Below are 794 nucleotides of genomic sequence, written 5' to 3'. Positions count from 1 at the left end.
AATCAGAAGCTTATCAACAAGTAGAAGAAATTCGCGGCTTGGCAGATGCAAAGGCAACAGAGATTTATGCGCTCGCTTACAATAGAAGTCATGAGGCTTCGAGTCTCTATGAGTTCACTAGAAGCATGCAATCTTATTCTACGGTTATCTCAGAAAACACAACATTGGTTTTATCGACGAATAGTGACTTATTTAAATTTCTAAATGGGATTCAAGCCAAAAATCTTAAACAGCAAAACGCTATGCAAAGTCAGAATGGATCTAAGCGCAAGCAGTAACGATCCGATCCTATTTAAACAAACGGATTCAGCGATAATGAAAAACGATAATTTAGCCAAGATGAAAAAATATGACGTTACTTGTGAGCAGGTAAACATTTACCACTATAAACAGTATCAATATGGAGAACTTGAAGACGCCATCAATTATGCAAGGGCTGATCAATCTAATCCCGATGTCAATTTTTTATTGAATGACGAGGAAAGAACACCATTATCTCAAAGTGGAAAAAGATGAATCGTAAATTGATGAATGATAAGCGGGGCCATCCAACGCAGTTGCCAAAAGAGCATATTGATTGGGTGGTTCAACCCATCGCTCGTTTTATTAAAGTTGAAGCAGCTGCAGGAGTAGTATTGCTGCTATCTACCCTATTGGCATTATCGTTAGCAAACTCACCGCTGCGAGAATTGTTTAATAGCTTATGGCATGTATCGCTTGGAATAAATATAGGTACTTTGGCGTTTGAGCGCTCGTTGCATGGCTGGATAAATGATGCGGTGATGACGCTGTTT

The 794-nt window shown here is 39.0% G+C and carries 2 protein-coding genes and 1 pseudogene; all 3 read left to right on the top strand.

Features of this window, described 5'->3' with window-relative positions:
* Positions 1-278, top strand: a pseudogene (locus ABD892_RS10395) (hypothetical protein); the annotation flags it as partial.
* A gap of 37 nt (positions 279-315) precedes the next feature.
* Positions 316-516, top strand: a complete 201-nt coding sequence (locus ABD892_RS10390) for a hypothetical protein (RefSeq protein ID WP_345195553.1) — start codon at positions 316-318, stop codon at positions 514-516.
* A partial coding sequence (locus ABD892_RS10385) for a Na+/H+ antiporter NhaA (RefSeq protein ID WP_345195552.1) occupies positions 513-794 on the top strand: 282 nt, incomplete at its 3' end. The genes ABD892_RS10390 and ABD892_RS10385, both read left to right, overlap by 4 nt.

This window comes from Kistimonas scapharcae (genome assembly GCF_039540975.1).
Lineage (GTDB): Bacteria > Pseudomonadota > Gammaproteobacteria > Pseudomonadales > Endozoicomonadaceae > Kistimonas > Kistimonas scapharcae.
The sequence above is the reverse complement of the archived record's forward strand: the minus strand, read 5'-3'. Positions and strand labels throughout refer to the sequence as shown.

Bases quoted from the DNA above. Each gene is read 5' to 3' on its own strand.
- ABD892_RS10390 (WP_345195553.1), top strand. From the start codon at position 316: ATGAAAAACGATAATTTAGCCAAGATGAAAAAATATGACGTTACTTGT.